This is a genomic window from Pseudonocardia sp. UM4_GMWB1 (assembly GCF_017312155.1).
Taxonomy (GTDB): Bacteria; Actinomycetota; Actinomycetes; order Mycobacteriales; family Pseudonocardiaceae; genus Pseudonocardia; species Pseudonocardia alni.
The window spans coordinates 4,716,433-4,741,173 of sequence record NZ_QJPN01000001.1 but is presented as its reverse complement, the minus strand read 5'-3'; the positions used below and the strand labels follow the sequence as shown (position 1 = coordinate 4,741,173).

The window sequence follows — 24,741 nt, the reverse complement described above, 5'->3', positions numbered from 1 at the left end:
GCAGCGCACCGGGGGTGCCGCGGCCGCCACCGTCGGTGCGGGCGCGGGGCCCGGCGGGTGCCGGAGACGCCGGTCGTTACCCTCGCGGCATGCCGGAGACCGCGCCGAAGACCGTCCCGCTGACCGTGCAGCTCGTCGCGAAGACCGAGTTCACCCCGCCCGCGGACGTCCCGTGGTCCACCGACGCCGACGGCGGCCAGGCGCTGGCCGAGTTCGCCGGCCGCGCCTGCTACCAGTCGTGGACCAAGCCGAACCCGCGCACCGCGACCAACGCCGGCTACATCGCCCACATCCTCGAGGTCGGGCATCTCTCGGTCCTCGAGCACGGCTCGGTCAGCTTCTACCTGACCGGTATCTCGCGCTCCCTGACCCACGAGCTGATCCGGCACCGCCACTTCTCCTACTCCCAGCTCTCGCAGCGCTACGTCCCCGAGCGTGACGCCGCGATGGTGGAGCCCGACGTCATCGCCCAGGACCCGGAGCTGCACGAGCTGTTCCTGCAGGCCTCGGCCGACGCGCTCGCGTCCTACGAGAAGCTCCTCGAGGGTCTGGAGGCGCGCTTCGCCGACGTGCCGAACGGCACGCTGCGGCGCAAGCAGGCCCGCCAGGCCGCGCGGTCGGTGCTGCCGAACGCCACCGAGACCAAGATCGTCGTCACCGGGAACTACCGGGCGTGGCGGCACTTCATCGCGATGCGCGCCTCCGAGGCCGCCGACGTCGAGATCCGCAACCTCGCCGTCGAGTGCCTGCGCCAGCTGCAGGTCGAGGTGCCGAACGTGTTCGCGGACTTCCAGATCCAGACCCTCGCCGACGGCACCGAGATCGCCTCCAGCCCACTGGTGGCCGAGGGCTGAGCGAGGCTCACCGAGCGGGTACCGGCGCCGAGCACCGGCTCAGGCCAGGACGGCGTGCACCCGTCGTCGCAGGTCCGGCAGGTCCCGCACGACGAACCCGCGTCCCTCCTTCTCCAGCAGGCCCTCCGCGACCAGCCGGGACAGCTCACGGCTGGTCGTGACCCGGGTGAGCCCCACGAGCAGCCCCAGCTCGTCGACGGCGGGGCGGATCGACAGCCGGGCCACCTCGTCGAGCGCGATCTCGCCGTAGGCCTCCACCAGGTGGCCGAGCAGCAGGATGATCCGCTCGCGGGCGGGCAGCCCCTCGATGAGCACGTGCAGCTGCATGACGCGCTGCTTGTAGGCGATCCGTCGGGTGATCTCGAGCAGCAGTTCCGGCTCCTCGCGGGCGGCGCTCAGCAACGCGTCGCGGGTCACCGAGACGATCTCCGACGGCCGGGTGCAGACCGAGGCGAGGTGGCGCGGCCGTCCGTCGACGCAGGCCGCCTCGCCGAGGCTGGCGCCGGGCTCGGCGTAGGCCAGGGAGCGTTCCGAGCCGTCGGGCCGGTGCAGGTAGATCCGCACCCGCCCGGACACGACGAGGTGGAACCGCGACGACAGCTGGCCCTGGGTATAGACGTGCTCGCCGCGGGCGTAGTGGCGGGGGTTGCCCAGCTGCGCGATCCGGGAGGTCAGCGACGTCCACGGGGCGGTCAGGAACGGTGAGACCGGGTGGTCGTCGGGGTCGGGATCGGGCAGCGCGCGCACGGTGCCGTCGGGCCGCCGCGCCGCGCCGCTGCTCATGGTCCCGCCTCCCGGCCGTCGCCGATGGTCCGTCCGGACGGTAGCGGGCTGGGACGCCTGCGGGTAGGCGGGACGGCCCGGACGCCGAGGGGTGCGTCCGGGCCGTCGGGGTCCGGGGGTGCCGGCCGGCGGCCGCCGGCACCGGGTGGGTGCGGTGCGGCCCGCCCGGACGGGCCGCACCGGTGGCCGGTCAGGCGGCCGCGAGCTGTGCGTCCTGCTCGGCGAGGGAGTCCGCGTCGGTCCGCGGCAGGGCCAGCGTGCAGAGCAGGCTGATCAGCGAGACCGCCGAGAGCAGCAGGCCGATGCCGAGGCTGCCCAGAGACGACGCGGCCAGCGCCGCGGCGAACAGCGGGACCACGCCGCCGCCGAAGACGCCGGCGAGGTTGTAGGCGATCCCGGCGCCGGTGTAGCGGAACCGGGTCGGGAACAGCTCCGGCAGCTGGGCGCCGATCGGGCCGTAGGCGATGCCGACGACGCCGAGCACCAGCGACAGGCCGAGACCGAACGACCACACCGTGCCGATGTCGATGATCGGGAACGCGACGAGCCCGGCGACGACCGAGGCGATGTTGCCGCCGACGACCATCTTCCGGCGCCCGACCCGGTCGGACAGGATCGCCGAGGCGATCGTCGTCAGCGCGAAGACGATGCCGCCGACGATGCCCATGGCCAGCACCGACGGCCGCGGCAGCTGCAGCTGCTGGGTGCCGTAGCTGGTCAGGTAGGTGACGCCGATGTAGAAGAAGGCGAAGACCGCGGTCGTCGAGCCGGCGCCGAGGAACACCGCGGCCGGACGGCTGGTGAAGACCTCGGTGATCGGGAGCTTCGTCGAGACCGGGCCGCTGTTCTTGAAGCCCGCGGTCTCCTCCAGCGCGAGCCGCACGTAGAGCCCGACGGCCACGAGCAGCACCGACCCGATGAACGGGATGCGCCAGCCCCAGGCCAGGAACGCCTCGTTGCTCATGGTCAGCGCGGTGACCAGGAAGGTCGCCGACGCCAGCGCGAACGCGACCGACGGGCCCAGCTGCGGGAACAGGGCGTACTTGCCCCGCGCCTTGGTCGGCGCGTTCTCCGCGGTCAGCAGCGTGGCACCGGCCCACTCGCCGCCGACGGCGAGGCCCTGCAGGATGCGCAGCACCACGAGCAGGATCGGCGCGAGGACGCCGATCGTGCCGGTGGTGGGCAGCAGGCCGATGGCCAGCGTCGAGAAGCCCATCAGCAGCAGCGTGGTGACCAGCGTGCCCTTGCGGCCGAGCCGGTCGCCGAAGTGGCCGAACAGGACCGACCCGAACGGGCGCGCGACGAACGCGACGCCGAAGGTGGCCAGGGCGAGCGCGGTACCGGCCGCCGCCCCGAGCTCGGGGAAGAAGACCTTGTTGAACACCAGGGCCGCGGCGGTGCCGTAGATGAAGAAGTCGTAGAACTCGATGACCGTGCCGGTCATGCTCGCGAGCGCGATCCGGCGCATCGACCGCGGCGGCTGCGTGGTGGCAGCGTTCGTCACGTGTGTTCTCCCCGTCGAGAAGCGTGTAGTGGGACGGACCGGAGTATCCGGACACGGACAGGTGAGATCTGTATCACCGGCTACAGATGGCCTGCGTTCCGTCAGCCGTTTGTCGACCGTTCGTCGCGCGGTGCGGCCCGGGGCGGGCCGGACTAGGTTGGGGGCGGTGAGCCTCGCCACCGCCGAACGTGCCGCCCTGTGTGCCGAATTCGAACGCTCGGGCCCCGACCGCCCGACGTTGTGCGAGGGTTGGAACGCCCGGGACCTGCTCACCCACCTGCTGGTGCGGGAGCGGCAGCCGTGGAACGCCGCGGGGATCGTGGTGCCCGCCCTGTCGGGCATGACCGACAAGGCGATGGACGGCTACGCGTCCGCGGCCTGGCCGAACATGATCGACGACCTGCGCAAGGGCCCGCCCGCGTGGTCGCCGTTCAAGGTCGGCAAGGTCGACGAGATCGCCAACGGCGCCGAGTTCTTCGTCCACCACGAGGATCTGCGCCGCGGGGAGCCCGGCTGGGAGCCCCGCCCGTCCGACCCGGAGCGCGACGGACAACTGTGGAACCTGCTGCACACCCAGGCCAAGCTGCTGTTCCGGCGCAGCCCGGTCGGCGTGGTCCTGGCCCGCCCGGAGGGCGCGACCCAGGTCGTCGCGACCGGTTTCGGCGTGGTCACGGTGACCGGCGAGCCCGCCGAGCTCGTGCTGCACGCCTTCGGCCGGGACGCCGCGCGGGTCGAGGTGACCGGTCTGCCCGCCGACGTGGAGGCCTACCGCGGCGCCCCGTCCGGGATGTGACCGGGATCCGTCGGCCCCGGGCGGTACCGTCACCAGTCATGAGCACCGGTCCCGAGCCCGCCCCCGGCGGGCAGCAGCACCCGCCGCGCCGACCGTTCGGCGAGGTGCTGACCGCGATGGTCACGCCGTTCGACGCCGACGGCGAGCTGGACCTGGCGAAGGCCGAGGAGCTGGCGAACCACCTGGTCGATCTCGGTAACGACGGGCTGGTCGTCAACGGCACGACCGGTGAGGGACCGACGACGTCGGACATCGAGAAGTCGGAGCTGATCCGCGCCGTCGTGTCGGCGGTGGGGGACCGGGCGACGATCGTCGCCGGGGCGGGCACCTACGACACCGCGCACTCGATCGAGCTGGCCCGCAGCGCGGAGCGCGCCGGTGCGCACGGACTGCTCGTGGTGACGCCGTACTACTCGCGGCCGCCGCAGGAGGGCCTGCTCGCCCACTTCACCGCCGTCGCCGACGCGGGCGACCTGCCGGTGATGCTCTACGACATCCCGCCGCGCAGCGTGATCGGCATCGATGTCGACACCTTCCAGCGCCTGGCGCAGAACCCGCGCATCGTCGCGGTGAAGGACGCACGCAACGACCTGCGGGTCGGCACCGAGGTGCTCGCCACGACCACGCTGGCCTACTACTCCGGCGACGACCCGGTGAACCTGCCGTGGCTCTCGGTCGGGGCGGTCGGTTTCGTCAGCGTGATCGGCCACGTCGTCGCCGACCGGCTGCGCGCCATGATCGACGCCTACCACGCCGGTGAACACCAGCGGGCCCGTGCGCTGCACTACGCGATGCTCCCGGTGATCCGCGGGATGGGCCGGGTCGGCGGCGCGGTGTTCGCCAAGACGGCACTGCGGCTGCGCGGCATCGACGTCGGCGACACCCGGCTGCCGCTGCCGCCCGCCACCGAGGACCAGGTCGCGGCGATCGCCGGCGACCTCGCCGTCGCCGGGGTGGCGCTGGACCCGCAGGCCCGCCCGAACGCCCCCACCTACCAGCCCGGCCACGGCGCCCTGGGCGGACGCACCGCAGCCGACGTCGGCGCCGAGGTCGCATACCACCGCACCTGAGCAGGTGCGCCGGCTCCGCACCCGAGCGGGCCCCCAGAACGCGAACCAGAGAACACGAACCCATGTGAGGCACGAACCCCTGTGAGTCCCCAGCGCAACGACCGACGCAACCGGCCCGGCCGGACGCTCTCCGCGCCGCCGGAGAACATCGAGCGCCCGGAGCTCCCGGACGCCCCGCCACCCGCCCTCGCACGGGGCGGCCTGCGCGTCTACGCGCTCGGCGGCATCGGCGAGGTCGGTCGCAACATGACCGTCTTCGAGTACGAGGGCCGGCTGCTCGTCGTCGACTGCGGCGTGCTGTTCCCGTCCGACTCCGAGCCGGGCATCGACCTGATCCTGCCCGACTTCCGGACCCTCGAGGGCCGCCTCGACGACATCGACGCGCTCGTGCTGACCCACGGCCACGAGGACCACATCGGTGCCGTGCCGTGGCTGCTGCGCATGCGCCCGGACATCCCCGTCGTCGGGTCCCGGTTCACGCTCGCCCTGGTCGCGGCCAAGTGCAAGGAACACCGCCTGACCCCGCACCTGCAGGAGATCAAGGAGGGCGACCGGGTGTCCCACGGCGGGTGGGACTGCGAGTACTTCGCGGTCAACCACTCGATCCCCGACGCCGTCGCCGTCGCGATCCGCACGCCCGCCGGGCTGCTGCTGCACACCGGTGACATCAAGCTCGACCAGCTCCCGCTCGACGGGCGGCTCACCGACCTGGGCGGGTTCTCCCGGCTGGGCGAGGAGGGCGTCGACCTGTTCCTGGTCGACTCCACCAACGCCGAGGTGCCGGGCTTCGTCACCCCCGAGGCCGACATCGGGCCGGTCATCTCCGACCTGGTCCGCCGGGCGCCGTCGCGGATCATCCTGGCCTGCTTCGCCAGCCACGTGCACCGCGTCCAGCAGGTGCTCGACGCCGCGCACGCGCACGGCCGCAAGGTGTGCCTGACCGGGCGCTCGATGGTCCGCAACATGGGCCTGGCCGACGACCACTCGCTGCTGAACATCCCCGACGGGCTGCTCGTCGACATCGACGAGGCGATGCGCCTGCCCGACGAGAAGCTCGTGCTCGTCTCCACCGGATCGCAGGGTGAGCCGCTCGCCGCGCTGTCCCGGATGGCGCGCGGGGACCACCGCAGCATCACGATCCGCCCGGACGACACGATCATCCTGGCCAGCTCGCTGATCCCGGGCAACGAGACCGCCGTGTTCGGCGTGATCAACGGGCTGACCCGGCTCGGCGCGACCGTCGTGCACCAGGGCAACGCCAAGGTGCACGTCTCCGGGCACGCCCCGGCCGGCGAGCTGCTGTTCCTCTACAACGCGGTGCGCCCGTCGAACGTCATGCCCGTGCACGGGGAGTGGCGCCACCTGCGGGCCAACGCCGCGCTCGCGCGTCGCACGGGAGTACCCGAGGAGTCGGTGGTCATCGCGGAGAACGGCGTGGTCGTGGACCTCGTCGACGGCCGCGCGGCGATCACCGGCCGGGTCGAGGTCGGGCAGGTCTACGTCGACGGGCTGTCGGTCGGTGACGTGGGCGAGACCACTCTCGGCGACCGTATCGCGCTCGGCGAGGGCGGCTTCATCGCGATCAACGTGGCGATCGACCACAAGACCGGCCGTGCGCTGTCGCGTCCGACGCTCTCCGGGCGCGGGTTCTCCGACGACCCGAAGGCGCTCGACGCCGCCCAGTCGCTGGTCGAGGACGAGCTGTCCCGGCTGGAGAACGAGGGCGTCACCGACCCGCACCGGATCGCCCAGGGCGTGCGGCGCGTCGTCGGCCGCTGGGTGTCGGACACCTACCGCCGCCGCCCCATGATCGTCCCCACGGTCATCGCCGTCTGAGTGTGTGGAGGGGTCGTCGACCCCTCCACACCCGCGTCGGTCCCCGGTTCGATCACCGAACCGGGCTACCGTGTGTGACATGGCGGGACGCACGGGTACGGGCAGGACCACCACGACTGCGGCCGCGGGCCGCGGCTCGGGGCGGTCCGGCTCGCGCGCGTCCACCGCCCGCAAGCGCCCGTCGGCAGGCCGCAGGCCGCCGGCCCGGCGCCAGGGCCCGGACCTGGTCGACCGCGGGATCGACGCGGTCGGCCGGGGCGTGGCGAAGACCGTCCGCGCCTCCGGGCGCGCGGTCGGGCGCACCCGCGAGATCGACCCCGCGCACCGCCGTGACGGCATCGGCTTCGGCATGCTCGTGCTCGCCGTCATCGCCGCCGCCGGGCTGTGGTGGCAGGCGGGCGGCTCGGTCGGCTACTGGTTCACCTTCCTCGTGCAGGCGGTGATGGGCCAGGCCGGCGTCGCGCTGCCGGCGATCCTGCTGGGTATCGGCATCGTGCTGGTCACCACCGAGGGGCACCCGGAGGCCCGGCCGCGGATCGTGACCGGCAGCCTGCTGCTCGCCCTCGGCGTGCTCGGGTTGGTGCACCTGGGTGCCGGAGCACCCGCCGAGCCCGACGCCTGGCGCGCCGCGGGCGGCGCGCTCGGCTACGTCGCGGGGACCCCACTGAAGGCAGGGCTCAGCCTGTGGACGGCCGTACCCGTTCTCGTCCTCCTGACGCTGTACTCGGTCCTGCTGGTCACCGGCATCCCGGTGCGGGAGCTGCCGGATCGTTTCCGCAGGCTCACCGGACAGCTGCCGCCCGAGCAGGACGACGAGGAGGACACCGGTGCGGGCCGCCCGCGCACGGTGGCCGACGCCGTCGCCGAGCGGGACGGGCAGGCCGGGGATGCCGAGGAGGCCCCGAAGAAGCGGCGCCCGGCGCGGCGCAGGCAGGGGGCCGCGGAAGCCGACGCGTTCCGGACGGAGGACGGCGAGCACGCCCCGGCCCCGGTGGACCCGTCGCTGCCCGGCGTCCCGGACGAGGAGGTGCCCGCCGCCGTCCCCGCCGCGGCCGCACCGCCGGCGACGAAGCCGCGCAAGCCCGTCGTCGAGACGCCGCAGGTCGCGGACGAGCCGCTCGAGGGGGAGCAGCTCTCGATGGCGATCCGCGAGCCGCAGTCCGACACCGAGTACATCCTGCCGCCGGCGGACACCCTGGAGGCCGGGCCGCCGCCGAAGTCCCGCAGCTCCGCCAACGACGCGATGATCGAGGCGATCACCGGGGTCCTCGACCAGTTCAACGTCGACGCCCAGGTCACCGGCTTCACCCGTGGCCCGACGGTCACCCGCTACGAGATCGAGCTCGGCCCGGCGGTGAAGGTCGAGAAGATCACCCAGCTGCAGCGCAATCTCGCCTACGCCGTCGCCAACGACAACGTGCGGCTGCTCGCGCCGATCCCCGGCAAGTCTGCGGTCGGCATCGAGGTCCCCAACACCGACCGCGAGATGGTCCGCCTCGGCGACGTGCTGCGCTCGGGCAACGCCCGCGCCGAGCAGCACCCGATGGGGATCGGGCTGGGCAAGGACATCGAGGGCCACTACCTCGTCGCGAACCTGGCGAAGATGCCGCACCTGCTGGTCGCGGGCTCCACCGGTTCCGGTAAGTCCAGCTTCGTCAACTCGATGCTGGTGTCGCTGCTGACGCGGGCCACGCCGGACGAGGTCCGGATGATCCTCATCGACCCGAAGATGGTCGAGCTGACGCCCTACGAGGGCATCCCGCACCTGATCACGCCTATCATCACCCAGCCGAAGAAGGCCGCCGCGGCGCTGGCCTGGCTGGTGGAGGAGATGGAGCAGCGCTATCAGGACATGCAGGCCAACCGGGTCCGCCACGTCGACGACTTCAACCGCAAGGTCCGCACCGGGGAGATCACCGCCCCGCCCGGGTCCGAGCGGGTGTACCGGCCCTACCCGTACATCATGTGCATCGTCGACGAGCTCGCCGACCTCATGATGACCGCGCCGCGCGACGTCGAGGACGCGATCGTCCGGATCACACAGAAGGCGCGTGCGGCCGGGATCCACCTGATCCTGGCGACCCAGCGGCCGTCGGTGGACGTCGTCACCGGTCTGATCAAGACCAACGTCCCGAGCCGGCTGGCGTTCGCGACGTCGTCGCTGACCGACTCGCGGGTCATCCTCGACCAGCCGGGCGCGGAGAAGCTGATCGGCATGGGCGACGCGCTCTACCTGCCGATGGGCGCCGGCAAGCCGGTCCGCATGCAGGGCGCCTTCGTCGACGACGACGAGATCTCCAAGGTCGTCGCGTTCACCAAGGAGCAGGCCGAGCCCAGCTACACCGAGGGCGTCACCGCGCAGAAGGCCGGCGAGAAGAAGGAGATCGACGCCGACATCGGTGACGACCTCGACCTGCTGCTGCAGGCCACCGAGCTGATCGTCAGCTCGCAGTTCGGGTCGACCTCGATGCTGCAGCGCAAGTTGCGGGTCGGGTTCGCGAAGGCGGGCCGGCTGATGGACCTGCTCGAGACCCGCAACATCGTCGGCCCCTCGGAGGGCTCGAAGGCCCGCGACGTGCTGGTCAAGCCGGACGAGCTGGAGGGTGCTCTCCTCCTGATCCGCGGCGGCGGGACCGCCGACGGCGGCGAGATCGCCGACGACGACGAGTGACGCCGCGGGTGACGGCTGCGGGGCGGTGATGATCCCGACACCGTCGGTGATCGACTTTTCGGGCCGACGGGTTAACGGAACGGTCACGTTCGTGCCAGAGTGACCAGGGGTCGCCGGCCGGCGACCGTACGTCGTGCTGCCCGTCGTCGCCGGGCAGGGGAGGTTCTGGCTGGTGTTCTGGAGGAAGAAGGACCGTCGTCGCCCGGCGCGGGGCACCACCGACCGGCACGCGCTCGTCCCGATTCCGCTGACCGGCGGAGTGCTGTCCGGCCAGGTCCGCGACCAGCAGGGCGGTGCCCTGGCCGGTACCGAGGTGTCCGTGATGGACCCCGCCGACCGGCGTGCGGTGTACGTCGAGACCGACCCGTTCGGCCGGTTCGCCGCGTCGCTGATGCCCGGCCGGTACCGGGTGCGCGTCGAGGCGGGCGGCTACCAGCAGGTCACCGACGTCGTCGAGGTGTCCTGGGGCGAGCACGCCGACATGGGCCACATCGTCCTCGGCGAGGACCCGGCGCTGCGCCCGCCGCGCCCCGGCGTCTTCGTGATCGACGGCGACCACAGCTCGGTGCGCTTCGTCGCCCGGCACATCGGCATGTCCAAGGTGTACGGCCGGTTCAACCGGTTCCAGGGCCAGATCCGGATCGCCGAGCCGTTCGAGGAGTCCTCGGTCGACGTCGTGATCGACGCGGCGAGTGTCGACACCAACGTCCCCGCCCGGGACACCCACCTGCGCTCGGCCGACTTCCTCGACGTCGAGCGCTTCCCCGAGCTCCGCTTCTCCAGCGTGCGCTTCGTCGCGCACGGCGGGAACCGGTGGACCGTGGACGGCGACCTCACGCTGCACGGCCTCACCAGCGACGTCTCGCTGGACACCACGTTCCTGGGCGCCGCGGAGTGGAACGGTGACCGGGTCGGCGCGGTCGCCACCACCCAGCTGCACCGCGAGCACTACACGCTCAACTGGCAGCAGACCATCGCCAAGGGCCTGCCCGTGGTCGGGTCGACGATCCAGATCCAGCTCGACGTGCAGGCGATCCGGCAGTCCTGACCTCCGGTGCTCGGTACCCCGGGAGCGTGAGGGCCGTCGCGGCGGTCGCGGCCCGGTGCTCGGCGAGCCCGGGAGCGGCCGCGGCGACGGATCGGGGACCCGCCTTACGACCTGCTGCGGATCCTCGACACCGGGATCGCCCGGTTCCTCGACGGGATCAGCTGAACCCCTGCTGCCGCCACGCCTCGTAGACGGCGACGGCGGCGGCGTTGGCCAGGTTCAGCGAGCGGTTCGACGACCGCATGGGCAGTGCCACCGTGCCCGTCACCCAGTCCGCGCCCGCCACCTCCGGCGGCAGCCCGGTCGACTCGCGGCCGAACAGCAGCACGTCCTCGTCGGAATAGGCGACGTCGGTGTAGCGGACCGGCGCGCCCGGCACGAACGCGAACACCCGTGCCCCCGCGGCGCGCACCCAGCCGGCGAACGCGGCCGTGTCGTCGTGCACGACGACCTCGGCGAGGTCGGCGTAGTCGAGCCCGGCCCGGCGTACCGAGCGCTCGTCGAGGGAGAAGCCGAGCGGCCGGACCAGGTGCAGCTCGGCGCCGGTGTTCGCGGCGAGCCGGATCGCGTTGCCGGTGTTGGGCGGTATCTCCGGGGTGTGCAGGGCGAGGCGGACCACGCGCTACTCGTACCAGGTGCCCCCGCTCCAGTGGTTGCCGTCCGGGTCGGCGACTGCGAACAGGCGGCTGCCGTCGTCGGCGTCGAAGGGCGCGTGCACGACGGTGGCACCGCCCGCGACGGCGCGGGCGAACAGGGGGTCCGGGTCGTCGCAGACGAGGTGGACGGCCGCGCCGCCGGGTGGGCGGCACCCGTCGTGGGCGGGGCCGAGCAGCACGGCGGCGGGGGCACCGGTGGCCCCGGTGCGCACCAGCTCGGCGTGGACGATCGCGCCGTCGTCACCGGTGTGGACGGCGCGCTCGGTGAAGTCCGGTGCCGAGGTCAGGAACGTGACAGGACGAGCGGGCCGGGGCTGGACAGACTGGGCCAGTCGCTCATGGGGGCGAGGGTGCCGGGGACGGGCGCCGCGGTCGTGGACGAATCGGAGCCGCCGGGCGGACCCGCTCGGCCCGCCAGGTGAGCGCGGTGGTGCCCGCGAGGTCGCGGAAGTCGCGGGCCAGGTGCTGCTGGTCGGCGTAGCCGCAGATCGCGGCCAGCTCGGCGAGCGGGGGAGCCGACGGGCGGCGCAGCAGCGTGCACGTCCGCTCGAACCGGATGACCCGTGCCGCGGCCTTCGTCGCGAGCCCGGTCTCGCGTCGTAGCCGCTCACCGAGGTGGCGCTGCGACCAGCCGACCTCCCCGGCGACGTCCGCGACGCGCGCGGTCCCGCCGCTGCGGGCCAGCAGCTCCCAGGCGCGCACCACCTCCGGCGGCGGGTCGCCCGGACGGTCCCGGGCCTCGGCGACGGCGCACAGTGCGGTGTCGAGCAGTGCGCAGCGCCCCGCCCACCCCGGCTCGGCGCGCAGCCGGTCCAGCAGGGTGTCCAGGCCGGGGAGGAGCAGTGCGAGGTCGACCACGTCGCCGGCCAGCTCGCCGGCGGGCAGCCCGAGCAGCGTGCGGGCGCCGCGCCAGGTCATCTCCAGCTGCATCCCGGCCTGCCGGGTGCCGGTCGCGAGCACCGCGGGTGCGGCGTGCAGGCCGGCAGCCGAGGCGGTGAACCGGCCCGGGCCGCGTCGCGGATCCGGGGCGGCGAGCAGGTCGACCGCACCGTCCAGGCAGAGCACGACGGTCAGGTGGGCGCTCGACACGCCCTGGTGCGTCCCCGCCGGGCCCGCGGGGGAGGACCAGCACCAGATCCCGGACACGAGCGGGCGCAGACGGGCGGAGGTACGCCAGCGGCGGGCCCCGTCGGACATGCGGGCCAGGGTAGCGCCGCCGGGACGGGGCGGCCGGGAGTCCGGAACGGACGGTCGTCGGCGACGCCCGGACGCGCCCGCGCCGCCAGGTGTTCCGTGGTCGTTCGTCGAACGGTCGACGGGGTCCACCGGGGGTGCCCGGCGATCCTGAGAACGGCCGCGGGGTCGAAAAGTGAGCGGTTGTCGCACCCGGCCGTCCGCCGTAGCGGACAGGCCCTTTCACAGAATGGATCTTAGAGCGGTCGTCGCCCAATCGCTCCGTTCGGATGAAACATTTCCTTAATCGGTCCCACGTCCATTCGATCACCGTGGTGATCGAATGGTCACCGGATGCGCAAGATCGGAATTGCACGATCTGCCGATCCGTATTCGTCGGGGGGGGCAGATCGGTTCGTGGTGTGTCATGGTTCCGATTCGGTGTGGGGAACGCGGGGCGTTCCGGAGTGCTGTCCGGTAATCGCTCAATGGAGAGGGACGGGGTCATGAGCAACGCCTCCAAGATCGGAATGGCCGTCGTCGGCGGCTATGTGCTGGGAAGAACGAAGAAGGCCAAGCTGGCGATCATGCTCGGGGGTGCGCTCGCCGGGCGGAAACTGAATCTGACGCCTGCCGGAATCGTGTCGCAGGCGTCCAAGGTGGTGGCGGGGTCGCCGGAGCTGACCCGGCTGTCCGACGCCGTGCGTGGCCGACTGTTCGAGGCGGGTAAACAGGCCGCGGTGTCCGCGGCCGGCAACCGGCTCGAGGCGCTGACCAGCTCGCTCGTCGAGCGGGTCGAGAATCTCGGCAAGCCGGTCGAGCAGGTCGCCGGCGCCGCCGGTGACGCCGCCGGGGCGGGCGTGGAGAAGACCGGTGACGCGGCCGGTGCGGCCGTCGAGGGCGCCGGTGCTGCCGCCGGCGGCACCGGGGACACCACGGAGCGCGCGACCGACGCCGTCGGGGACACGACCGACGCCGCCGGCGACGCCGCCGGGGAGGCTCCGGTGGTCGGCCGGGCCGCGAAGAGCGCCACCCGCGCGGCCGGGTCGGCGACGCGGGGAGCGGGCCGGGCGGTCGCGGGCACCACGTCGAAGGCGCGCCGTCCGCGGTCGGCCGACGCCGACTCCGAGGACCCCCCGCGCCGGCGGCCCGGACGGTCATCGGGCTCGGGATCGTCGTCGGGACGTGCGGGATCGTCGAGCCGGTCGTCATCGGACGGCGCGGACTCCGACTCCGAGGGCCGCGCGGCCCCGGCCCGGCGGACCGCGCGGTCCTCCTCGGGCCGCAGCTCCGAGTCGTCGTCCTCCTCGTCCTCGGACTCGTCGGGCAAGGGCGGCTCGCGCAACGGCCGGGCGCCGCGCTCGGGCGGGCGTGCGACGAGGAAGGCGGAGGCGCGGGCCGATGGCTGAGGAGCAGAACGGCAGCACCTCGGTGCTGGACCAGCTGCCCACCGACCGCCTCAAACAGGCCGGGCAGCTGCTGTTGAAGGCCGCCGCCGACCGTGCGGTCGGCGCCGCGATGAACCAGGTGGAGGGACTCACCGAGCGGCTGACGGGCGTCGCCGAGAACGGCGGGACCGGTCTGGGCGCGGCTCTCGGCGGGGGTGGCTCGGAGGAGGGGGGCAATCCGGTGACGAACGCGGTGAAGGGCGGGTTCTCGGCCGTCAAGGACAAGGTGATGGGGGCCGTCGGGCTCGGCGGCGACGAGGACTCCGAGGACTCCGAGGGCGGCGCCGGCGGCGGTGGTTCCGGCGGGGGCCGCGGCAAGTTCAAGTTCATGAACATCGTCGAGCACCTCGACGTCGGTGTCCCGGTGCGGGTCGCCTACGACCAGTGGACGCAGTTCGCGGACTTCTCGACCTTCATGAAGAAGGTGCAGTCGGTCGACCAGGAGTCCGACGAGAAGACGAACTGGAAGGCCCAGGTGTTCTGGTCGAAGCGCACCTGGAGCGCGACGATCATCGAGCAGATTCCGGACACCCACATCATCTGGCGTTCGCAGGGTGCCAAGGGCTATGCCAACGGGTGCGTGTCGTTCCACGAACTCGCGCCGAACCTGACCCGCGTCGTGCTGATCCTCGAGTACTACCCGGTCGGCCTGTTCGAGAAGACCGGCAACATCTGGCGCGCCGTCGGCCGCCGGGCCCGGTTGGAGTTCAAGCACTACGGCCGGCACGTGATGGTCGAGACCCTGCTCAATCGCGAGGAGCTGGAGGGCTGGCGCGGGGAGATCCGCGACAGCGAGGTCGTCAAGACCCACGAGGAGGGGCTCGAGGAGGAGCGCGAGGCCGAGTACGACGACGAGGACGACGAGTACGACGACGACTACGAGGACGCCGAGTACGACGAGGACGACCTCGACGAGGACGACCTCGCGGAGGAGGACGACCTCGCCGAGGAGGAACCGGCCGAGGACGACGACTACGCGGAGGAGGACCTCGACGAGGACGGCCTCGACACCGACGCCGACGCCGAGGCCGCGGACGAGGAACCGGCCGACGAGCCCGACCCGGAGTACGACGACGCCGAGTACGACGACGCCGAGCCGGAGGACGCCGAGGCCGGGGAGCCCGAGCCGGAGGAGGACGGCGGCCGACGGGCCGGGAGCCGTCGCCGTCGCACGGCGGGCTCGCGTGGCTGACCCGGCCCGGCACCTGCGAACGGAGGGACGTACACCGTGACCGTCAGCCATCGACAGGGGGGCGGTGGCCGGGTCGACCGCGCCCCGCAGGGCGACCTCGCCCAGGTCATCGACCTGATCCTGGACAAGGGTCTCGTCATCGACATCTTCGTGAAGGTGTCGCTGGTCGGTATCGAGCTCGTCACGATCGACGCCCGCATCGTCGTCGCCAGTGTGGACACCTACCTGCGGTTCGCGGAGGCCACCAACCGCCTCGACCTGCACCAGAAGGGCGGCAAGGACCTCGGCGAGGTCGTCAGCGGCATCTCGGAGGGCGGCTCGAAAGGGGTCTCGAAAGGAGCCACCAAAGGAGTGATCGAGGCGGGCAAGGAGAAGTTCGACGACCTCCGGGGTGAGCGTCGCTCACGGAAGGAGAAGAGCGGGTGAGCAGCGCGACCTACGTCTACGCCGTCGTCGCCGCCGACATCGACCTGCCCGAGGGGCTGACCCCCGTCGGCGGCGGCGAGGAGGTGGCGGTGATCGACCACGGGCGGCTCGCCGCAGTCGTCAGCGACGTCCCGCGCGACGCCCCGCTGGGCAGCCGCGAGGACCTCCTGGCCCACGAGCGCACCGTGAACACCCTGGCCGGGAGCACGACCGTGCTGCCGATGCGGTTCGGCGGCGTCGTCGACGACGACCGCGCCGTCGTCGACGAGCTCCTCGCCGCGCACCAGGAGTACTTCGCCTGGGCGCTGGAGCAGCTCGACGGCTGCCGGCAGTTCGTGCTGACCGGCCGCTACGACTCCGACCGCCTGGTGGCGGACATCGTCGAGGCCGACCCGGAGATCCAGCAGCTCGGTGAGGCCGTGCGCGGCAAGGACCCGGACGCCACGTACTACGAGCGCATCCGGCTCGGTGAGGCGATCGCGGGCCACGTCGAGCGCATCCGGTCCGACGACGCGGACCTCGCCGTGGAGCGGCTGGGCCCGTTCGCGGTCGCGACGTCGGTGAAGGAGCCCGCTGCCGAGGACGGCGCCGTCGAGCTGGCGCTGCTGGTGCACCGCGACCGGGTCGGCGACTTCGAGCAGGCCGTCGACGCGCTCGGCGACGAGTGGGACGAGCGGGTGCGGCTGCGCCTGATCGGCCCGGTCGCACCGTACGACTTCCTGCCCGAACCACCCGAGGCCGAGGGCTGATGGGGCTCTTGCGCGGCCTGCTCGGGCTGCCGCTCGCACCGCTGCGCGGCGTCGTCTGGGTGGGGGAGCAGCTGCAGGACCAGGCCCACGCCCGGCTCTACGACCCGGTCGCGGTGCGCCGGCAGATCGACGAGGTCGAACGGGCCTACGAGCAGGGGGAGATCTCCGAGGCCGACCGCGACGCGCGTCAGGAGGTCCTGCTGGCCCGGCTGACGGGGCGACCGGGGGACGGCCGTGGCTGAGCCGGAGGGCCGGTCGTCCGACGAGCGACCACGTCGTCGCGGGTCGGAAGAGCCGGCCCGTCGGCGGGACGGATCGGAGGCTCCGGTGCGGCGACGAGCGGGTGAGGCTCCACGACGCCGTCGCTCCGGGGACGACGATGCTCCGCCGCGTCGTCGCTCGGTGGACGACGACGCCGCGCCGCGCCGTCGGTCGGCGGACGGGGAGCAACCGCCCCGGCGGCGACGTCCGGCCGACGGTGGGTCGTCGCGCCGCCGCTCCGACACCGCGCAGGACCGGGCCGCCGACGCGCCGTCGGAGCGGGGCGGACGCGGTGCACGGGACGGCGGGTCCGGGCGGCGTCGCGACACCGGCGAGCGGCCGGTGCGTCGTCGCTCCGCCGGGGACGAGCCCGCCCGTCGTCGCCGGTCCGGCGACGACGGTGCGACCGGGGAGCGGCCCGCGCACCGGACCCGGCCCCGCGACGACGACCGTGCCCCGGCGGCGCCGCGTCGTCGCCGTGACGACACGGAGGAGCAGCCCCCACAGCGGCGGCGTCGCCCGGCGGGCGGAGGCCCGCGGCGGGGACGTGCCGGCCGCGACGAGCCGGACCGGGAGCCGGTGGGCGACCGGGACGAGGAGGTCCTGGACGACACGGGAGCCGACGACGGGACCGGGGACGAGGCCGACACCGATACCGGGGACGACCGGGAGACCGACCTCGACTCCGACGACGACTCCGACGACGAGCCCGATCCCGATCCCGATCCCGAGTCCGAGGAGGAGAGGGAGCCCGAGCCCGAGGTGATCGTGGACCAGCTCGGTGACGACGAGGAGGACGGCTTCGACGAGGACGACTCCCCCGAGGACGAGGGACCGGACGACGAGGTGACAGAGGGCGAGGAGCCTGAGGACGCGGAGCCGGAGGCGCGACCCGACCCGCCCCGGCGTCGCATCGGCGCCCGCGCGGCCGCCCGCGCCGCCGTCGAACAGATCGCGGAGATGACCGGCCGCGCACCGGAGGGGGTCACGTTCGTCCGCAGGCAGGACGACAGCTGGCTGGTCGGTGTCGAGGTCGTCGAGACCGAGCGCATCCCCGACTCCTCCGACGTGCTCGCCGTCTACGAGGCCGAGCTCGACGACGAGGCCGAGCTGATGTCGTACCAGCGGGTCCGGCGCTACCCGCGCGGCCGCGGCGACGACGACTGAGGGAGGACCATGAGCGACGCCGTCCGCTGGAGCAGTCCCGGTGCGCCGCAGCGCCGCACCGAGCGACCGCCCCGGCAGTCGGGCACCGACCTGGCCGACATCCTCGAGCGCGTCCTGGACAAGGGCATCGTCATCGCCGGCGACATCCAGGTGAACCTGCTCGACATCGAGCTGCTGACCATCAAGATCCGGCTGGTCGTGGCCTCGGTGGACCGCGCCAAGGAGATGGGCATCGACTGGTGGGAGCGCGACCCGACGCTGTCGGGCGGCCGCGACGAGTTGGAGGAGGAGAACGCACGGCTGCGTGACCGGGTGGAGCGCCTCGAACGCCTGCTCCCCGCCGACGAGCGGTCCGCGCCGTCCGACGACACCCACGACGGTCCTGACGGGGCATCGGCCCGGGCCGACGACGCCGCCGTCGAGAGGTCGATCGACCGGGCCGTCGCCGACGCCGAGACCGACGCCGAGACCGACGGGACCGCCGCCGACGACGCGGCCGACGGACCGGCCGACGGACCGGCCGACGAGACCGATGACGACGGACCCGGCGAGGACGGACCCGGCGAGGACGAACCCGGCGAGGACGAACCCGACGACGGACCAGACCCGGCCGGTCACCGGGGCCGGGCCGGCGCGGAACAGGACGGGGACGGACCCGAGGCCCCACCCCGTCGCACCCGTCCCGCCGCCACCCGGCGGCGCCGCACGACCACCACCCGTCGCCCGGCACGCGGGAAGGACTGAGCCGTGGACCTGACCTACGTCTACGCCGTGGGCGACGCTGCCCCGCCCGACCTGGCCGGGCTAACGGGCATCGGCGGCCGCCCGGTGCACACGGTGACCGGCGGCGACGCGCTCTGGGCTGCCACCGGCACCGTCCCCGAGTCCGACTTCGGCGAGAGCGCCCTGACCGCCCGGCTGGAGGACCTGACCTGGCTGGCGACCACCGCGCGGGAGCACCACGCCGTCGTCGACGCGCTCGGTGCGCGCACCGTCGTCGCGCCGCTCGCCCTCGCGACGGTCTACCGCGACGACGACCGGGTCCGCGCCGTGCTGACCGAACGGCACACCGCGTTCGCCGAGGTCCTGGACCGGCTCCGGGGCCGCACCGAGTGGGGCGTGAAGGCCTACGCCACGACGCGGCCGGAGCGCCGCGACGTCGGGCGGGCGTCGTCCGGGGCCGAGTACCTGCGCCGCCGTCGCCGGGAGCTCGACCGCGTCGCGGGCGACGACGACACCGCCCACGCCGCGGCGCAGCGGCTGCACGAGGCGGCGGCGCGGGCCGCGGTGACGACGCGACGGCACCGGCTGCACGCCCCCGCGCTGACCGGACGCACCGAGCCGATGGTCCTCAACGGCGCCTACCTGGTCGACGACGCCGACCGCGACACCTGGCGCGCCGCCGTCACGGGGGCCGCGGACGGCGCCGGGCTCACCGTCGAGGTCACCGGGCCGTGGGTGCCGTACTCGTTCGTCGAGGAGGAGCGGTGAGCACGGGGGAGACCGGCCTCGCCCACCGCGAGGTCGCGCTGGTCGACCTGCTGGACCGGCTGCTCGCCGGCGGGGTCGTGCTGGCCGGTGACGTCACCGTCTCGCTGGCCGGGGTGGACCTGATCCGCATCTCGCTGCGCGCGCTGATCGTGTCGATCGCCCCGGCCGGGCGGCAGGCGGGGGAGGAGCCGCCCGATGACGCCTGACCCGCGCCCCGGCGGCCGGATCGACATCGACCGCGACGCCGTCCGCCGGGACCTCATGAAGCTGGTGCTGACGATCGTCGAGCTGCTGCGTCAGCTCATGGAGCGCCAGGCGCTGCGCCGCGTCGAGCAGGGCGACCTCACCGACGACGAGGTCGAGGACCTCGGCAGCGCCCTCATGCACCTCGAGGAGGCGATGGACGAGCTCACCGCGGAGTTCGGTCTGACCGCGGCGGACCTGAACCTCGAGCTCGGCCCGCTCGGTCCGCTGCTGCCCCGGCACCGCTCGTGACACCCCCGCCGGGCAGCACCGCGCGCACCGCCCGCACGTGCGCCTCGAACTCGCGGGTCCGCGACCGCAGCACCCGCTCCCCGCCCGGGGTCAGCCGGTACCCGCGGCTCCCGGCCGGGCGTCGCACCAGCCGGTTCCGTTCGAGCCGGTGCAGCGCCCGGTACACCGAGCCCGCCGACAGGGCCAGCGCGCCGCCGGAGCGGTCGAGCACGGCGTCGCGGACCGCGGCCCCGTCGCCGGGGGCGTCGTGGACCGCGCCGAGGAGCAGCAGGTCCAGCGTCGACCGGTCCGGTGGCCGCATGGGCGCGCTCCCTCCGCACGTCGGCTCGAACTGCAGCGTTCCCCCGCCCGGGCGGGCGGAAACCGACACACACCCGGAACCGAGAGGACCGATCGTCATGGCCGTCCCCGCGAGGACCCGATGAGCATCGCGACGCAGGAGGCCCCCGCGGTCCCGCAGGCCCGGGAGCCGCGCACGGCGACCCCGCCGGCGCCGCCCGACCCGATGACGCAGTTGCGCGCCGCCGGGGAGCGGATCCTGGCCGCACTCGTCGACCGGATCGCCGCGCTCGCCTGCGACCAGGTCGACCGCCTGGCCGACTCGCTGGAGCGGATGGCGGCCGACGGCGGGCCGGGTCTCGGCGCCGCGCTCGGCGCGGGCAAGGCCCTCGCCCGCGGTGACAACCCGGTGTGGGGCGCGATCAAGGGCGGGTTCGCCGCGCTCGGGACCGCGGCGAAGGTGCTGATCGGCGTCGTCGTGGCGCTGGCGCCGGTGCTGCTGCTGGTGGCACTGGTCGTCGCGATCGTCGCCGCGCTGGTCTGGGCCGTGGTCGCGGCCGTGCGGGCCGCCACCGGCTGAGGTCAGAGGGTGAGCAGCATCCGCACGTTGCCCAGGGTGTTCGGCTTCACGTGGGCGAGGTCGAGGAACTCGGCGACGCCGGCGTCGTAGCTGCGCAGCATCGCCGCGAACACCTCGGCCGACACCGGCGTCCCGTCGATCTCGGCGAAGCCGTGCCGGGCGAAGAACTGCTTCTCGAACGTGAGCACGAACAGCCGCTCCAGCCCGAGGTCGCGTGCGCCGTCGATCAGGGCGGCGACGATCCGGTGCCCGACCCCGCGGCCCAGCACCGACGGCGACACCGCGACCGTGCGGATCTCACCCAGGTCCTCCCAGAGCACGTGCAGGGCGCCGCAGCCGACGACCGTGCCGTCGACCTCGGCGACGAGGAACTCCGGGACCGCCTCGTACAGGGTCACGGTCTCCTTGGCCAGCAGCACCGTGCCCGCGTACTCGTCGACGAGCTCGCGGATCCGGCGGACGTCGCGGGTGCGGGCACGGCGGACGATCACGTCGGGAACCGGGGCGGGGACGGGCTCGGGCACGGCAGGAGAGCCTAGACCGGGGCCGTCGGACCCGGCGTCTACCCTGGTACCCGTGGCTTCCCCCGAGAACGCACCCCGGCGCGCCGCCCTGCTGACGCTGGGCTGCGCGCGCAACGAGGTCGACTCCGAGGAGCTCGCGGGCCGCCTGGCCGGGTCCGGCTGGGAGCTGGTCGACGCCGAGGACGGCAGCCCCGACGTCATCGTCGTCAACACCTGCGGATTCGTCGAGCAGGCGAAGAAGGACTCGATCGACACCGTGCTGGCCGCCTCGGACGTGGCCCGTCCGGCGGGGGCGAAGGTCGTCGCCGTGGGCTGTCTCGCCGAGCGCTACGGCGCCGAGCTGGCCGCCGACCTGCCCGAGGCCGACGCGGTGCTCGGCTTCGACGCCTACCCCGAGCTCGCCGAGCGCCTCGGCGACGTCCTGGGCGGGCACGCCCCGGCCCCGCACGTCCCCACCGACCGCCGCACGCTCCTGCCGATCTCCCCGGTCGAGCGCCCGGCCGCGACCGCGGACGTCTCGGTCCCCGGTCACGACTGGGTGCCCGACATCGCGCGCACCCGCCTCTCCGGCGGGCCGGTCGCGTCGCTGAAGCTCGCGTCGGGCTGCGACCGCCGCTGCGCGTTCTGCGCCATCCCGAGCTTCCGCGGCAGCTTCGTGTCCCGCCCGCCGGCCGACGTGCTCGGCGAGGCCGCCTGGCTCGCCCGGCAGGACGTGCGCGAGCTCGTCCTGGTCAGCGAGAACTCCACCAGCTACGGCAAGGACCTCCCCGGCGGCACCCGCGCACTGGTCGACCTGCTCCCGCAGCTCGCCGGGATCGACGGGGTCGAGCGGATCCGGGTCGCCTACCTGCAGCCGGCCGAGCTGCGGCCCGACCTGCTCAGGGTCATCGCCACCACGCCGGGCGTCGCGCCCTACTTCGACCTGTCGTTCCAGCACGCGTCGGCGCGGGTGCTGCGCCGGATGCGCCGCTTCGGGTCGCGCACCGACTTCCTCGACCTCTGCGAGCGCATCCGCGCGCTCGCCCCGGAGGCCGGGATCCGCTCCAACGTCATCGTCGGGTTCCCCGGCGAGACCGAGGAGGACCTCGCCGAGTTGGAGGCCTTCCTCACCGGCGCCCGGCTCGACGCCGTCGGTGTGTTCGGCTACTCCGACGAGGACGGCACCGAGGCCGAGGGCTACGACGGCCACGTCGACCCGGCCGAGGTGCAGGCCCGTGTCGCGCGGATCTCCGCGCTGGTCGACGAGCTGATGGAACAGCGCGCCGAGGAACGCATCGGCACCGAGGTCGTCGTGCTCGTCGAGTCCGGGGAGAGCGACGAGGACGACTGCACCGGCCGCGCCGCGCACCAGGGCCCCGACGCCGACGGCGAGTCCACCGTCGTCGGGGCGGCGCAGGACGGCCCGGAGCCGGACTCGCTGCGACCCGGTGACCTGGTCCGCTGCCGCGTCGTGGACACCGAGGGTGTCGACCTGCTGGTGGAGGCCCTGGAACTGCTCGACCCGCGTATGCCGGCCGCGGCCGTCCCGGCGGCCTCCGCAGCCGGATGAGCTCGCACCCGGCCGGGGGCACCGCCGGAGTCGGTGACCCGCCGCTGCTGAACATCGCGAACGCGCTGACCGTCCTGCGGCTGCTGCTCGTCCCGGTGTTCGTCGTCGCGCTGTTCGTCGACGGCGGCGAGGACGTGATGTGGCGGCTGGTCGCGTTCGCCGTGTTCGTGATCGCGGCGGCCACCGACCGGCTCGACGGCCAGCTGGCCCGCAGCCGCGGGCTCGTCACCTGGTTCGGTGCGCTGGTCGACCCGATCGCGGACAAGGCCCTGATGGGCGCCGCCCTGATCGGGCTGTCGATCCTCGGGGTGCTGCCCTGGTGGGCGACGATCGTGATCGTCGTCCGCGAGCTCGGCATCACCGCGCTGCGCTTCGTCGTGATCCGCCGTCGCGGGGTCATCCCGGCCAGCCGCGGCGGCAAGGCCAAGACCGTCGCCCAGACCGTCGCGATCGGGCTGTTCCTGCTCCCGCTGCCGGAGCTGCTGGGCCCCGGCGCCGCCGCGACCGCCGTGCTCGTCCTCCAGTGGGCGGTGATGGCCGCCGCGCTGGTGCTCACCGTGGTGACCGGCGCCGACTACGTCCGCAAGGCCGTCCGCCCCCGGCCCGCCTGACCTGCGGGGACGATCCGGGGCCCACGCGGCGTTGAGGTGTTCGCCGTGGGCGGACAGCGTCACGGCGCGTGGGAACCGGGGAAGTCGGTACGGTGAGACATCACCGGGTGTCCGGGGAGCAGTCGAGGAGGGCACATGCTGCTGCGGGAAGCGATCGGCAGTGGGCTGCGTGAGGTGCGTACCGCGCGCCGGCGCACGCTGCGCGACATCTCGCGGGCCGCGCGGGTGAGCCTCGGGTACCTCTCCGAGGTCGAGCGCGGGCGCAAGGAGCCCTCCAGCGAGCTGCTCGCGGCGATCTGCGAGGCGCTCGGGGTCTCCGTGCCGGACCTGCTGACCATCGTCGCCGCCGAGATGGCGACGGCGACGTCCGCCGCGGCCGCGGGCCGTCGCGACGACGTGCTCGTCCCGATCGGGCAGCGGCACGCCGAGCTGCGGTTGGCCGGGCGGCCGGGTTCCGTGGTCGCCGCGCCGGCGTCCTCGGGCGGGCCGGTGGCCTCGGCTGCCTGATCGCACGGCCCGCCCCGGCCGACCGCTCCTGCGCGGTAGGGTGCGGACAGACCGGCAGCGATGCCAGGATGGACAGGGCCGGAGGTCCGGTGCCGACCACGGGGGGAACGCGGGGTCGGTCCGGGGTCCGCACGCCCGCCGTGGTGGCGGGCACGGTCGCGAGCGAACGCAGGCGGAGGACGCGCAGAGATGGCCAACGGATTCACCAAGTTCTTCAGCTATCTGTCGGCCCTGTTCTCGTCGAAGGTCGACGAGCACGCCGACCCGAAGGTGCAGATCCAGCAGGCCATCGAGGACGCCCAGCGCCAGCACCAGCAGCTGTCGCAGCAGGCGGCCGCGGTGATCGGCAACCAGCGTCAGCTGGAGATGAAGCTGAACCGGCAGCTGGGCGAGATCGAGAAGCTGCAGTCGTCGGCACGCCAGGCGCTCGTGCTGGCCGACCAGGCCCGCTCCCAGGGCGACGAGCAGAAGGCCCAGCAGTACGAGCAGTCGGCGCAGACCTTCGCGACGCAGCTGGTGACCGCGGAGCAGGGCGTCGAGGACCTCAAGACGCTGCACGACCAGTCGATCGGTGCCGCCGCGCAGGCCAAGCAGGCCGTCGAGCGGAACTCGATGATGCTGCAGCAGAAGATCTCCGAGCGCACCAAGCTGCTCAGCCAGCTCGAGCAGGCCAAGATGCAGGAGCAGGCCGCGAAGTCGCTGCAGCAGATGAGCGAGCTCTCCGCGCCGCGCAACGCGCCCTCGCTCGACGAGGTCCGCGACAAGATCGAGAAGCGGTACGCGACCGCGCTCGGGTCCGCGGAGCTGGCCCAGAACTCGGTGCAGGGCCGGATGCTGGAGGTCCAGCAGTCGACCACCGACATGGCCGGCATGTCGCGGCTGGAGCAGATCCGGGCGTCGATGTCGGGGGCGCCGATCGCCGGGGGTCAGCAGGCCCCGCAGGTGGGCCAGGGGGAGGCGCAGCAGCAGCTGCCGTCCTCGCCGGCGCCGGCCCAGCAGCAGAACACCCAGAACCAGCAGCAGCCCGGCACCGCCTGAGCCGCTCGCCCGTTCCGTCCCGTCCGCCGCGGTCCC

The 24,741-nt window shown here is 73.6% G+C and carries 28 protein-coding genes; 21 read left to right on the top strand and 7 right to left on the bottom strand.

The window, feature by feature from the left end; translation table 11 throughout:
* The first annotated feature begins 89 nt into the window (after positions 1 to 89).
* Positions 90 to 854 (top strand): FAD-dependent thymidylate synthase, encoded by a 765-nt coding sequence (thyX, locus tag DMP15_RS22130; RefSeq protein ID WP_062401161.1) that lies wholly within the window; start codon positions 90 to 92, stop codon positions 852 to 854.
* 39 nt (positions 855 to 893) lie between these two features.
* On the opposite strand, the gene DMP15_RS22125 is transcribed toward thyX, so the two are convergent.
* Together DMP15_RS22125 and DMP15_RS22120 are read right to left on the bottom strand one after the other, a co-directional pair.
* A complete protein-coding gene (locus DMP15_RS22125) occupies positions 894 to 1,637 on the bottom strand; it encodes a Crp/Fnr family transcriptional regulator (RefSeq protein WP_073578113.1) in 744 nt (247 codons plus the stop codon).
* A gap of 190 nt (positions 1,638 to 1,827) precedes the next feature.
* The gene (locus DMP15_RS22120) at positions 1,828 to 3,141 is read right to left on the bottom strand and encodes an MFS transporter (protein WP_083659080.1); all 1,314 of its coding nucleotides are present in this window, start codon (positions 3,139 to 3,141) and stop codon (positions 1,828 to 1,830) included.
* Between the two features lie 166 nt (positions 3,142 to 3,307).
* Between DMP15_RS22120 and DMP15_RS22115 the strand changes: the two genes are divergently transcribed.
* From DMP15_RS22115 to DMP15_RS22095, 5 genes are all read left to right on the top strand, one after another.
* Positions 3,308 to 3,934: a TIGR03085 family metal-binding protein gene (locus tag DMP15_RS22115; RefSeq protein ID WP_062401167.1), complete on the top strand. Its 627-nt coding sequence runs from the start codon at positions 3,308 to 3,310 to the stop codon at positions 3,932 to 3,934.
* A gap of 38 nt (positions 3,935 to 3,972) precedes the next feature.
* Positions 3,973 to 5,004, top strand: coding sequence for a 4-hydroxy-tetrahydrodipicolinate synthase (gene dapA, locus DMP15_RS22110; RefSeq protein WP_073578112.1), 1,032 nt, complete (start codon positions 3,973 to 3,975; stop codon positions 5,002 to 5,004).
* Positions 5,005 to 5,151: 147 nt separating this feature from the next.
* On the top strand, positions 5,152 to 6,840 hold the full coding sequence (locus tag DMP15_RS22105; protein WP_073578270.1) for a ribonuclease J: 1,689 nt from the start codon (positions 5,152 to 5,154) through the stop codon (positions 6,838 to 6,840).
* Positions 6,841 to 6,919: 79 nt separating this feature from the next.
* Positions 6,920 to 9,511, top strand: a complete 2,592-nt coding sequence (locus tag DMP15_RS22100; RefSeq protein WP_337826398.1) for an FtsK/SpoIIIE family DNA translocase — start codon at positions 6,920 to 6,922, stop codon at positions 9,509 to 9,511.
* A gap of 133 nt (positions 9,512 to 9,644) precedes the next feature.
* Positions 9,645 to 10,559, top strand: coding sequence for a YceI family protein (locus tag DMP15_RS22095; protein WP_083659079.1), 915 nt, complete (start codon positions 9,645 to 9,647; stop codon positions 10,557 to 10,559).
* Positions 10,560 to 10,716: 157 nt separating this feature from the next.
* On the opposite strand, the gene DMP15_RS22090 is transcribed toward DMP15_RS22095, so the two are convergent.
* From DMP15_RS22090 to DMP15_RS22080, 3 genes are all read right to left on the bottom strand, one after another.
* On the bottom strand, positions 10,717 to 11,178 hold the full coding sequence (locus DMP15_RS22090) for a tRNA (cytidine(34)-2'-O)-methyltransferase (RefSeq protein ID WP_073578110.1): 462 nt from the start codon (positions 11,176 to 11,178) through the stop codon (positions 10,717 to 10,719).
* A 3-nt stretch (positions 11,179 to 11,181) separates the two neighbouring features.
* Positions 11,182 to 11,427: a VOC family protein gene (locus tag DMP15_RS22085; RefSeq protein ID WP_139283013.1), complete on the bottom strand. Its 246-nt coding sequence runs from the start codon at positions 11,425 to 11,427 to the stop codon at positions 11,182 to 11,184.
* A gap of 124 nt (positions 11,428 to 11,551) precedes the next feature.
* Positions 11,552 to 12,412, bottom strand: coding sequence for a helix-turn-helix domain-containing protein (locus DMP15_RS22080; protein ID WP_083659078.1), 861 nt, complete (start codon positions 12,410 to 12,412; stop codon positions 11,552 to 11,554).
* 482 nt (positions 12,413 to 12,894) lie between these two features.
* On the opposite strand from DMP15_RS22080, the gene DMP15_RS22075 reads away from it, so the two are divergent.
* The 10 genes from DMP15_RS22075 to DMP15_RS22030 all read left to right on the top strand — a co-directional run bounded on the left by DMP15_RS22075 (position 12,895) and on the right by DMP15_RS22030 (position 19,617).
* Positions 12,895 to 13,797, top strand: coding sequence for a hypothetical protein (locus tag DMP15_RS22075; RefSeq protein ID WP_337826397.1), 903 nt, complete (start codon positions 12,895 to 12,897; stop codon positions 13,795 to 13,797).
* Complete coding sequence (locus DMP15_RS22070) at positions 13,790 to 15,028, top strand: SRPBCC family protein (RefSeq protein WP_073578108.1); 1,239 nt, start codon at positions 13,790 to 13,792, stop codon at positions 15,026 to 15,028. The genes DMP15_RS22075 and DMP15_RS22070 overlap by 8 nt, the downstream gene beginning before the upstream one ends.
* A 36-nt stretch (positions 15,029 to 15,064) precedes the next feature.
* Positions 15,065 to 15,454, top strand: a complete 390-nt coding sequence (gene gvpJ, locus DMP15_RS22065) for a gas vesicle protein GvpJ (protein ID WP_062401185.1) — start codon at positions 15,065 to 15,067, stop codon at positions 15,452 to 15,454.
* Positions 15,451 to 16,203: a GvpL/GvpF family gas vesicle protein gene (locus DMP15_RS22060; protein ID WP_073578107.1), complete on the top strand. Its 753-nt coding sequence runs from the start codon at positions 15,451 to 15,453 to the stop codon at positions 16,201 to 16,203. Before gvpJ ends, DMP15_RS22060 begins: the two co-directional genes overlap by 4 nt.
* A complete protein-coding gene (locus DMP15_RS22055; RefSeq protein ID WP_073578106.1) occupies positions 16,203 to 16,445 on the top strand; it encodes a gas vesicle protein GvpG in 243 nt (80 codons plus the stop codon). Before DMP15_RS22060 ends, DMP15_RS22055 begins: the two co-directional genes overlap by 1 nt.
* Positions 16,446 to 16,605: 160 nt before the next feature.
* Positions 16,606 to 17,631: a gas vesicle protein GvpO gene (gvpO, locus tag DMP15_RS22050; RefSeq protein WP_304580215.1), complete on the top strand. Its 1,026-nt coding sequence runs from the start codon at positions 16,606 to 16,608 to the stop codon at positions 17,629 to 17,631.
* A gap of 9 nt (positions 17,632 to 17,640) precedes the next feature.
* Positions 17,641 to 18,375 (top strand): gas vesicle protein, encoded by a 735-nt coding sequence (locus DMP15_RS30375; RefSeq protein WP_435827786.1) that lies wholly within the window; start codon positions 17,641 to 17,643, stop codon positions 18,373 to 18,375.
* A 3-nt stretch (positions 18,376 to 18,378) separates the two neighbouring features.
* Positions 18,379 to 19,122 carry a GvpL/GvpF family gas vesicle protein gene (locus DMP15_RS22040; RefSeq protein WP_073578105.1) on the top strand — a complete coding sequence of 248 codons (744 nt, stop codon included), beginning with the start codon at positions 18,379 to 18,381 and terminating at the stop codon, positions 19,120 to 19,122.
* On the top strand, positions 19,119 to 19,328 hold the full coding sequence (locus DMP15_RS22035; RefSeq protein ID WP_062401191.1) for a gas vesicle protein: 210 nt from the start codon (positions 19,119 to 19,121) through the stop codon (positions 19,326 to 19,328). Before DMP15_RS22040 ends, DMP15_RS22035 begins: the two co-directional genes overlap by 4 nt.
* The gene (locus DMP15_RS22030; RefSeq protein ID WP_073578104.1) at positions 19,318 to 19,617 is read left to right on the top strand and encodes a gas vesicle protein K; all 300 of its coding nucleotides are present in this window, start codon (positions 19,318 to 19,320) and stop codon (positions 19,615 to 19,617) included. The genes DMP15_RS22035 and DMP15_RS22030 overlap by 11 nt, the downstream gene beginning before the upstream one ends.
* Here DMP15_RS22030 and DMP15_RS22025 read toward each other — a convergent pair.
* Positions 19,532 to 19,918, bottom strand: coding sequence for a PadR family transcriptional regulator (locus DMP15_RS22025; RefSeq protein WP_073578103.1), 387 nt, complete (start codon positions 19,916 to 19,918; stop codon positions 19,532 to 19,534). The two genes, DMP15_RS22030 and DMP15_RS22025, sit on opposite strands and share 86 nt — an antisense overlap.
* Positions 19,919 to 20,038: 120 nt before the next feature.
* Here DMP15_RS22025 and DMP15_RS22020 point away from each other — a divergent pair, with 120 nt between their 5' ends.
* A complete protein-coding gene (locus DMP15_RS22020) occupies positions 20,039 to 20,476 on the top strand; it encodes a hypothetical protein (RefSeq protein WP_083659076.1) in 438 nt (145 codons plus the stop codon).
* A gap of 2 nt (positions 20,477 to 20,478) precedes the next feature.
* Here the strand turns inward: DMP15_RS22020 and DMP15_RS22015 are convergent, their stop codons facing one another.
* The gene (locus tag DMP15_RS22015; RefSeq protein ID WP_073578102.1) at positions 20,479 to 21,000 is read right to left on the bottom strand and encodes an amino-acid N-acetyltransferase; all 522 of its coding nucleotides are present in this window, start codon (positions 20,998 to 21,000) and stop codon (positions 20,479 to 20,481) included.
* A 52-nt stretch (positions 21,001 to 21,052) separates the two neighbouring features.
* On the opposite strand from DMP15_RS22015, the gene rimO reads away from it, so the two are divergent.
* The 4 genes from rimO to DMP15_RS21995 all read left to right on the top strand — a co-directional run bounded on the left by rimO (position 21,053) and on the right by DMP15_RS21995 (position 24,705).
* Positions 21,053 to 22,549 (top strand): 30S ribosomal protein S12 methylthiotransferase RimO, encoded by a 1,497-nt coding sequence (gene rimO / locus DMP15_RS22010; RefSeq protein WP_083659075.1) that lies wholly within the window; start codon positions 21,053 to 21,055, stop codon positions 22,547 to 22,549.
* A complete protein-coding gene (gene pgsA, locus DMP15_RS22005) occupies positions 22,546 to 23,160 on the top strand; it encodes a CDP-diacylglycerol--glycerol-3-phosphate 3-phosphatidyltransferase (protein ID WP_073578101.1) in 615 nt (204 codons plus the stop codon). Before rimO ends, pgsA begins: the two co-directional genes overlap by 4 nt.
* Positions 23,161 to 23,295: 135 nt before the next feature.
* Positions 23,296 to 23,667, top strand: coding sequence for a helix-turn-helix domain-containing protein (locus DMP15_RS22000; RefSeq protein ID WP_073578100.1), 372 nt, complete (start codon positions 23,296 to 23,298; stop codon positions 23,665 to 23,667).
* Between the two features lie 189 nt (positions 23,668 to 23,856).
* Positions 23,857 to 24,705: a PspA/IM30 family protein gene (locus tag DMP15_RS21995; protein ID WP_073578099.1), complete on the top strand. Its 849-nt coding sequence runs from the start codon at positions 23,857 to 23,859 to the stop codon at positions 24,703 to 24,705.
* Positions 24,706 to 24,741 lie beyond the last annotated feature (36 nt).